The sequence below is a fragment of the Ramlibacter sp. genome (assembly GCF_013697775.1).
Classification (GTDB): Bacteria; Pseudomonadota; Gammaproteobacteria; order Burkholderiales; family Burkholderiaceae_C; genus Ramlibacter.
The window spans coordinates 1-8,743 of record NZ_JACCWG010000014.1 but is presented as its reverse complement, the minus strand read 5'-3'; the positions used below and the strand labels follow the sequence as shown (position 1 = coordinate 8,743).

Annotated in this window: 9 protein-coding genes; 1 reads left to right on the top strand and 8 read right to left on the bottom strand. The window is 68.2% G+C overall.

Translation table 11 applies throughout. The annotated features are described in order from the left end of the window. Positions 1 to 228, top strand: a 228-nt coding sequence (locus H0U68_RS00885) for a hypothetical protein (protein WP_296352213.1), incomplete at its 5' end; no start/stop codon positions are given. A 126-nt stretch (positions 229 to 354) separates the two neighbouring features. Here H0U68_RS00885 and H0U68_RS00880 read toward each other — a convergent pair. The 8 genes from H0U68_RS00880 to H0U68_RS00845 all read right to left on the bottom strand — a co-directional run. Then, positions 355 to 570, bottom strand: a complete 216-nt coding sequence (locus H0U68_RS00880) for a hypothetical protein (protein ID WP_296352212.1) — start codon at positions 568 to 570, stop codon at positions 355 to 357. A 71-nt stretch (positions 571 to 641) separates the two neighbouring features. Beyond that, entirely contained in the window at positions 642 to 2,234 is a 1,593-nt protein-coding gene (locus tag H0U68_RS00875) for an MBL fold metallo-hydrolase (RefSeq protein WP_296352211.1), read from the bottom strand. 17 nt (positions 2,235 to 2,251) lie between these two features. Then, positions 2,252 to 2,785 (bottom strand): VOC family protein, encoded by a 534-nt coding sequence (locus H0U68_RS00870; protein WP_296352209.1) that lies wholly within the window; start codon positions 2,783 to 2,785, stop codon positions 2,252 to 2,254. A gap of 11 nt (positions 2,786 to 2,796) precedes the next feature. Then, the gene (locus H0U68_RS00865) at positions 2,797 to 3,507 is read right to left on the bottom strand and encodes a YIP1 family protein (protein WP_296352207.1); all 711 of its coding nucleotides are present in this window, start codon (positions 3,505 to 3,507) and stop codon (positions 2,797 to 2,799) included. Between the two features lie 97 nt (positions 3,508 to 3,604). Then, a complete protein-coding gene (locus tag H0U68_RS00860; protein WP_296352206.1) occupies positions 3,605 to 5,455 on the bottom strand; it encodes an ABC transporter ATP-binding protein in 1,851 nt (616 codons plus the stop codon). Continuing rightward, complete coding sequence (locus H0U68_RS00855) at positions 5,452 to 6,624, bottom strand: ABC transporter permease (RefSeq protein ID WP_296352205.1); 1,173 nt, start codon at positions 6,622 to 6,624, stop codon at positions 5,452 to 5,454. The genes H0U68_RS00860 and H0U68_RS00855 overlap by 4 nt, the downstream gene beginning before the upstream one ends. Then, positions 6,621 to 7,463 (bottom strand): ATP-binding cassette domain-containing protein, encoded by an 843-nt coding sequence (locus H0U68_RS00850; protein ID WP_296352202.1) that lies wholly within the window; start codon positions 7,461 to 7,463, stop codon positions 6,621 to 6,623. Before H0U68_RS00850 ends, H0U68_RS00855 begins: the two co-directional genes overlap by 4 nt. Further along, positions 7,460 to 8,743, bottom strand: a 1,284-nt coding sequence (locus tag H0U68_RS00845) for an alpha/beta fold hydrolase (RefSeq protein WP_296352200.1), incomplete at its 5' end; no start/stop codon positions are given. The genes H0U68_RS00850 and H0U68_RS00845, both read right to left, overlap by 4 nt.

The following is an 8,743-nucleotide window of genomic DNA, read 5'->3' as shown; positions in this document are numbered from 1 at the left end:
CTTTTCGTTGAGCGTCTGATTTGTTCCGAAGAACTTGGCAATCGCCATCAAACGCCCACGCTTATCGGCTGTATGTTTTTAATGAACCCCGGAAAACTCAGCAGTGCGCCTCATCTTCCGTCTTGCTACGCTGCGATCAGCGAAGCCCTCGATCATACAACAACTTTCAAAACCTTCGCAACTATCAAATTCAATTTAACGTTTGCAGTATTTGCTTGCGCCATCTGAACTTGCTGCGAACTGCTACTGCCTGTCCGTCGCGTTGGTTTCGGCCGTTGTTTGCAACCGAGCCCTCGATTATCTAGTGGTCTACCCGGGGTGTCAACACCCCCAGATACTCCAGGGCTTTTCTGGCTAGCAGGAAGAGCTCGAGCTGCTGCTCGCATCGACCGAGGCACAGCTGGCAGAGGCCGCCGCAGTCGCTGCGACGGTGGCTGCAACCGCGCCGCCGCCCTCGTCCTTCAGTCCCCTGTGGACGTCGGCGGCCGATGCGGCGGATTCACGCCTCCACCAGATCAAGCCTACGACCGCGGCCAGGATCACGAATACACCGATCAGCCAAGTCTGCATTGCAGGCTCCTTATATTGGAAGTGAGGCAGAAGCACCTGCGCCCATTCTGCGCGCGATGCGGCGCGACGAATCAGCCGACGCTCAATTCCTTGGCGCCGAAGAGGCGTTCCGAGGGAATGCCGCCGTCGTTGCAGCGCGCCACGAAGTCGTCGGACTCGGTGATCTGGATGCTCTGCGGCGTGTACGCCAGCCCCATCAGGAAGGTCATCCAGGGCTCCTGCCCCATCGCGTAGACGTAGGTGCGCTTGGGCGCCACCGCCTTGGTGATGGTCCAGGCCTGCTCGGCATTGCAGCCGGACAGCTTGCGCGAGTCGTCCATCTTGCGGCTGGGGCGGTTGGTCAGGCAATGCCCGTAGAGCCAGGTCAATGGCGCGCCGTCGCACTCCATGCCGATGAACATGGCGTCCACCGGCCCGATCACCTCGGAAACGCGGTCGTAGAGCACCGGGTCGGCGCACGCCGAGTCCGCCAGGAACAGCAGCGAGCGACCGTTCAGCGACAGGTGCAGCGTGTGCTTGCTGTGGATCGTCAGGTCCGAGTGCTCGCCCAGGAAGGGCAGGCTCATCAGCCGTCCGCCGCGCGGCAGCGCGATCTCGTCGAACTGGTCCATGGCGCGCACGTCGGTGAACCCCAGCGCGCGCACGATGAGCCGCATCGAGGGGTCCGCGAGGTTGATCGGGTTGTTGCGGGGAACGAGCACCGTTCCAACCCTGCCGCGCAGCTTCAGCAGGTTTTCCATGCTGAAGTGGTCAGCATGCGCGTGCGTGAGAAAGACGTAGTCGATGTGGTCCGGCAGGTCGTCGAAGGTGAGCTTCGCCGCACCCTCGTCCCGGATGCTGGCAAACACGCCGTCCACCAGGATCGACGTGTCGGCCGACTCGATGAGGATGCAGGCATGGCCGAAGTAGCGCACGCGCACGGCGTCGCCCTGCGGCCGCTCTATGTTGCGTTGCGGCGGCTCCGGCGAGAACAGGCTACCGAACAGCTCGCGCTGCTCCTGGGGCACACCGAGCTCCTCCGCGAGGTCGGGCACCGACACCGGCACGATGCGGCTTTTTGCCAGCTTTTCCCAGCGCGGGTCGTTGAACGGGATGTCCAGGATGATCCGGCCGGGCGACGGCAACCGCGGCGTGTTCAGGAAGAAGCGCCGCGTCTTGCCGCTTTCCTTCACCAGCGACATCTGCTGGGTGGACGCGCCCGACAGCGGGCTGCGATAAAGCAGCTCCTCCAGCACCCGCAGCTGCGGGCGGTTGTGCAGGTCGTAGGACGCCTCCACAAAACCGGCGAGCGCGGGCGGCGCCTGCGTGTAGGTGGGGTCCAGGCTGAAGCCCAGGGCCGTGGTGCGCAGGTGCTTCTCGAACTTGTGCACCGCTTCGGAAAAATCGATGATCGGCTGGCACTTCTGCGTGGTGGCCGCCATCAGCGCCTGCACGGCCGGCACGGCATCGCTGGCCAGGTTGACGAACGGGCCGGAAATGTTGCCCGCGTCTTCGTGCGCGGCCTCATGTGCCGACGGGTTGGCCACGAATGTGGACAGCAGCGGCAGCTGCGACTGCGACAGGTTGAAGCCGTACTGCACCGGCGCGATGGTGTGCGCCCAGGCGTACCAGCCGCATTGCAAAGGCTCGACCAGCGTGTCGCTGCGCAGGTAGGAATCTGGCATGGAAAGTCCCGAAGTGTTCAGTACAGGTTGCGGCTCTCGAGCGAGTCGAAAAGGCGCTGGACGTTCTCGTCGCGAAAGCCTTCGAAACCGCCCTGCCGCTCGATCAGTTCGACCATCAGCCCGGTGGCCGCGTTGCGGGTGGAGAAAATCTGCGACAGCTTGTCGCTGTCCAGGCGCGGAGAGCTGAACTGCAGGCCCCTGGCCTCCAGCACCGCTGCCGCCTTGCCCAGATCGTTGACGCGGAACGCGACGTGCTGCACGCCGGCGCCGAACTCCTCCACGAACTGCGAGACCTGCGAGGTCGCCCCGATCCCTTCGGTCAGGACGATGGTCACCGGGCCGACGCGCAGCACGGCCGATTTCATGCCGGTTCGCGCGCCCATGGTTTCGCGCTTTTCCACCAGGGCGAACCCCAGCACGTCGCGGATCCAGGCGGCCGCGGCCTCGAGGTCGGGCACCGCCAACGCGAGATGGTCGATGCCCAGCACGAAGGCCGAGAGGTCGTTCGACAGGTTCTCGTCCAGCACGGGCGATGTCGCGAGCTTGTCCATGGCTGCACCTTTCACGCGGAGAACAGGGAGATCAGCGCCCAGACGCCATAGAGGGCCACCACCGGCAGCAGCGCGAAGACGGTGCAGAACAGCCACGAGCGGCCGGTCCACAGCCGCGTGCCCAGCACGGTGAGCCACCACACCCACGGATGCAGCAGCGTCAGGGTGGCCAGCAGCGTGTTCCACGGATGCCCGAGCGGCGTGTGGAAGACCAGCTCGTTGAGCGACAGCAGGTTCAGCGATTCCTGCGCGACCTGCCCGTTGGGATGCGCCAGCATCGGGACGGCCATCACCAGCACCAGCAGCAGGTAGGGCCAGGCCGTCCAGCAGGCGAGCGCCATCCAGTGTTTGAAAGAGAACGGCGTGTTCACCGCCCTGCCCGCCAGGAAGAACCACGCAGCCTCGATCAGCCGCAGCACCGGCGTTGCGACCACCACGGTCAGCAGCGAGCCCCACAGCAGGAAGCTCTTGGACAGCATCCCTGCCGCGGTGGCGCGGTTGGCCGCGCTCACGTCCTTCATGCGCGGGTCGCTGCCCACGATGTGGTCGCCGAGCCAGGCAATGTCCACCGCGCTGTAGTACCAGAGGAAGAACGCGGTGTAGGCGAGCCCCACGGCGATCAGCGGGAACCAGAATTTCGGCTGCTCGCGCAGCGCGGCGAATGCGCGCTTCGGCTCGACCAGTACGGCCCACGCAAGTTCGCTGTTCTTCATGGCGTCCATCGGCAGTGCTCCAACATGGTTGCAATCGTCGCGGGTGCATTCGCCGCGGCTGCTACGGGATGTCGTAGCCAGTCGGCGATGCACTCCTGGAAACGCGCTACGCGGGCAGCTTGAGCGCCGGCTCCGGCAGCATCTGGAACTGGCGCTCGACCAGCTTCGCGTAGTAGGGATGCGAGCCGACCAGTTCGGCGTGCGTGCCCACCCCGGAGATCCGTCCCTCTTCCAGGAAGTAGATGCGGTCGGTGTGCATGACGGTGAACAGCCGGTGCGCCACGATGATGTTGGTCCTGCCATGCATCAGCGTTTCGAGGGCCGTGCGCACCTGGTGCTCGGTCTCGCTGTCGAGGCTGGAGGTCGCCTCGTCCAGGATCAGGATCTCGGGGTCGCGCAGGAACATGCGCGCAATCGCAATGCGCTGGCGCTGGCCACCCGAAACGTTGTTGCCCTGCTCGATCAGATTGGAGTCGAAGCCCTCGGGCATCCGTTCGATGAACGACAGCGCGCCGGCCTTCGTGGCCGCTGCGCGCACCTCCTCGTCGCTGAACGTGCCGGACAACCCGTAGGTGATGTTGTCGCGCACGCTGCCCGGCATGATGGCCGCGTCCTGCGCCACGTAGCCGATGCGCTGCCGCCATGCGTTGAGCGAACTAGCGGCGATCGGCCGGCCGTCGTAGAGGATCTCGCCGCCCGTCGGCGCGTAGAAGCGCTCGATCAGCGACAGGATGGTGGTCTTGCCGCTGCCGCTGATGCCCACCAGCGCGGTGGTGCGGCCGGGCGCGAAGACCAGGTCGATGCCGCGCAGGATCGGCGCTTCCTTGCCCGGGTAGGCGAACGACACCTCGCGGAATTCCAGCGTTCCGCCCGGCCGCGGCGGCTCCAGCCCCGGCTGCGCGTCCTCGCCCTCTTCCCGCAGGATGGCGGCGATGCGGCTGGAGGCGCCACGCGCGCGCTGCAACTCGGCGAAGAAGCCGGTCAGGCCGGCCAGCGGCGTGGTGATGTTGAAGATGTAGAGGATGTAGGCCGTGAGCGTGCCCACGCCGATGTCGCCGGCGCCCACGCGCGACGCGCCGTAGATCAGGATGGTGGCGATGGAGATGGTGATCGCCAGCCCCATGATCGGCTCCAGCGCCACGGTGACGCGCGCCGTGCGCAGGCCGATGCTGCGCAGCTGCGCGGTCTCTTCCTCACTGCGCGCCTGCTCGCGCGCTTCGGCCGTGTAGGCCTTCACCAGCCGGATCTGCGAGAACACGTGCGTGAGGATGCCGCTCAGGCGGGCCGTGCGGTCCTGCAGTTCCTGCGACAGCTTGTTCATCATGAACCCCACGGGCACCACCACCGCGAACGCGATGCCGATGCACACCAGCAGCGTGAGCGTGAGGCGCGTGTCCAGCACCAGCAGGAAGGTGATCGATCCGCCCAGGACGATCAGGTTGCTGACCAGGCCGACGGCCTGCGAAGTGACGAGCCCCGAGATGGATTGGCAGTCGTTCACCACGCGGCTCACGCGCTCGCCGGTGTCGCTCTCGTCGAATTTCGAGATCGGCAGGTTCAGCAGCTTGGCGATCAGCTGGTTGCGCAGCACCGCCACCACGTCGTAGCCCACGCGCGCCAGCATGTAGCTGGACAGGGCGCCGACCAGGCTGCCGGCGATCGGCACCGCCGCCAGCAACCCGGCCTTCTTCCAGTCCATGCCGCCGGCGCCCAGGCCGTCGATGAAGTGCTTGGTGAGCATCGGGAACCACAGCGTGGCGCCTGCTCCCACCGCCGCGGTGACGAGCGCAAAGAACAGCAGCACGCCGGAGGGATTGGACAGCCTGATCAGGCGCCACAGGTCGCCATAGCTCTGCGTCGCCGGCGGCCCGTGCGGGTGCCCGTGCGGGTGCGCGTGTGCTTGCAGGGACGGGTCCATCGGCATCAGGTTGCCGTCGCCATGATTCGCCTGGGTCATTTGGTTGCCGCCTCGCGCAAGCTGCGCGCTATGAACACGATGCCGGCCGCGGTGAGCACCGCACCGGCGACAAGCGGAACAAGCATCTGCCCCGCCGAATTGGCCTCGCCGCCGAAAATGCGCCCCATCAGGACGTTCTGGGCAAGGCCGGGAATCCACAGCTGCCAATCGGCTTCGCCGCTGTTGAAGATGGAATAGACCGGCAGCAGCGACAGCGCCAGGACCACCAGGTTGCTGCTGGCCTGGGCTTCCTTGAAGGTCTTGCAGCGGATCGCCACCGCCATCAGCACGGCGGACAGGGCCGCAGCAAACGGAACCATGATCAGCACGGACAGCAGCGCCTCCTGCGGACCGAAACTCAGCAGCGTCTGCAGGCGGCCGCCGGGCGCCACCCACTGGGTGACCATCAGGCTCAAGCAGCACAGCACCGCCACCAGCATCGCCACGCCGGCCACCGCGCCCCATTTGCCCAGCACCAGCGCCCAGGAGAGCGAGGGGTTGGTCAGCAAGGGTTCCAGCGAGCCGCGCTCGCGCTCGCCGGCCATGGTGTCCAGTGCGGAATTCAGTGCCCCGTACAGCACGGCGATGATGACCAGGAACGGCAGCATGCGGGCGAACGTGGCGGCCGTGGACTGCGGCTTGGCCAGTGGGCGGTTCTGCAGCACCACCGGCTGCAGCAGCTCGGGCGAGAGTCCGCGCAGAGCGAAGCTGATGGCCACGCGCTCGCGCACGAAGCCGTCCAGCACGCCCTGGATGCGGGCCACGTCCGCGCTGGCTTCGCGGCCGCTGCTGCCGCTGACCACCTCCAGCAGCGGCGAATCGCCCTGCTCCAGCGCTGCTTCGAAGCCGCGCGGCACGACCACCACCGGGTCCGACGCCGTGGATGCGCGCAGCCGCGCCTCGAAGTCCGCCGGCGCGTTGCGGATGGTGTAGGTCTGGCGCTCCAGGTAGTTCCGAAGGCTGGGCGCGTACGAAATCCCCGAGACCACGATGTCCCGGCGTTCGGCCGCCGCGTCGTCGACGCCGGTCAGGATGAACACAGCCGCCATCGGACCCACCAGCAGCGCCGACGCCAGCACCACCAGCAAGGTGCGCGTTTCGCGCAGCGCGTCCACGATCTCCTTGCGCAGCACGACCATCGCCGTGCGGAACCCGTCCGGCGCGCTCATGGCGACACCGCCTCGGCCTGGCGCGCAGCCGGGCCTCCGGCCTGGCCCGCGGCCTGGCGTTTCTCGTCGAAGACCAGTTTGACGACGGCATCCTCGAGATCGGTCTCGCCGGTCTGGTCCAGCAGCGCCTCCACCGTGCCGCTGGCGACGGTGCGGCCGCCTGCCACCAGCACGATGGTGTCGCACACGCGCTCCACCTCCGACATGATGTGGCTGGAGAAGACGATGCACTTGCTGCCGCCCTCGGGCGTGCGCAAAAAACGCAGGGCCTCGCGCAGTGCGCGCGTGGCCATCACGTCCAGCCCGTTGGTCGGCTCGTCGAGCACCACGTTGGCCGGGTCGTGCACCAGCGCGCGCGCCAGCGCCGTCTTCATGCGCTCGCCCTGGCTGAAGCCGTCGGTGCGCCGGTCCAGCAGCGCGGTCATGTCGAGCGTGCGGGCCAGCGCTTCGGCGCGCGCGTTGGCCGCGCCGCGGCCCATGCCCTGCAGCATGCCGAAGTACACGATGTTCTCGCGCGCGCTCAGGCGCGGATAAAGGCCGCGCGCGTCGCCCAGCAGGCCCATGCGCGCAAGCGCCTCGCGCGGCTGCGCGACCACGTCGATGCCGTCCACGGACAGCGTGCCCGCGTCGGGCGCGATGAGCCCGGCCAGCAGGCGCAGCGTGGTCGTCTTGCCCGCGCCGTTGGGGCCCAGCAGCCCCGTCACGCAGCCGTCGGCGGCGGTCAGGCTCACGTCCCGCACGGCATGGACGGTCTTCGGCAGCCCCTGCTTGAACCCAAGCCCCCACGGCGCCGGGGACGGCGCCGCGAACTGCTTGGCAACATGGTCGATCACGATCATTTGGGGAGCTCCAGAACGTACGGGCGGAAGGCGGGGGGACGCGGAACGGCGTTCGCGCACGCCGCATCGGCGGCCAGCGCGGCGGCGTCATCGTCGGCGTCGATGAAGCGGAACGCCACGTCGCGCAGGCACCCGACCGCCAGCACGCCGTGGCCGGCATTGGCGACGACGAGATGGCGCGCCTTCGGCCCCAGCGCCTTCACCACGGCCTCAGCGTGGCGCGGCGCGGTGGCGGGGTCCAGGCCGCCGCTGAGCGCCAGCACGGGCGATGCCGCGCGGGGAACCGTGTAGAACGCCGGCGGCATCGGGCGGCGCGGCCACTCGGCGCAGACCTGTTCGTAAAAGCGCGCGAAGTCCGTGCCGAAGTCGGCGCCGGGTTTGTCGGCGCTGGCGGCCAGGCGCGGAACGTCTTCGCCGCACACCACCGAGTAGTGCATTCCCATCGCGGGCGACGCGGCCCCGCGCGGCGACGCCATGTCCTTCAACCCGACCAGTGGCTCGAAGCGCCCCTGCGCCGCCTCGTCGATGGCGAACGGCAGCGCCGCGGCCACGGCGGGCGAATACAGCGCGCCGCGCACGGCCACCAGCACCATGGCGCGCGTGGCGGTGAAGCGCTCGGGCTGCCCGGTCAGCGGATGCCTGGCCACCAACTCGCGCGGCAGGCCCACGAGCAGGTCCGCCCAGCGCCGCCGCAGCTGCGGGTATCTCTCCTGGCACGCGGCTTCCTGCTCGCAGGCCAGCAGCAATGCGTCGAGCGCGCGTTGGCCGTCGGTGGAAAAACTCAGCGGCTGCAGGGTATCGGGGCCGATGACGCCATCGAGCACCGTGCGCCGCACGGCGCCCGGGAACTGGCGCAGGTAGTCCAGCGCCGCGCGCGTGCCGTAGGAGGTGCCGACGAGGTCGATCTTCGCCGCACCGAGCTGGATGCGCAGGGCTTCGAGGTCCTGCGTCGCGTACGGCGTGGTGAACAGGGCCAGGTCGCCGTAGGGCAGCTTGCGCAGCCGCTCGCGGCAGGCGGCGGCCTCGGCCACCTGGAGGTTCAGGTCGGCCTGCGCGGCCAGCGGGCGCTGCCCGCCGTCGTCGCACACCAGCGGCGCCGAGCGGCCCGTGCCGCGCTGGTCGACGAACACGATGTCGCGCCGCTGGTTCACGCGGCGCAGGATGCCCAGCACGCCCGGTGCGCTGTCGATCCCGCCGAGCCCGGGCCCGCCGGCGAGCAAGACAACCGGCGTGGGCCACTTGCGCCGCGCCGTGGCGGGCGAGACGGCATAGTGCACCTC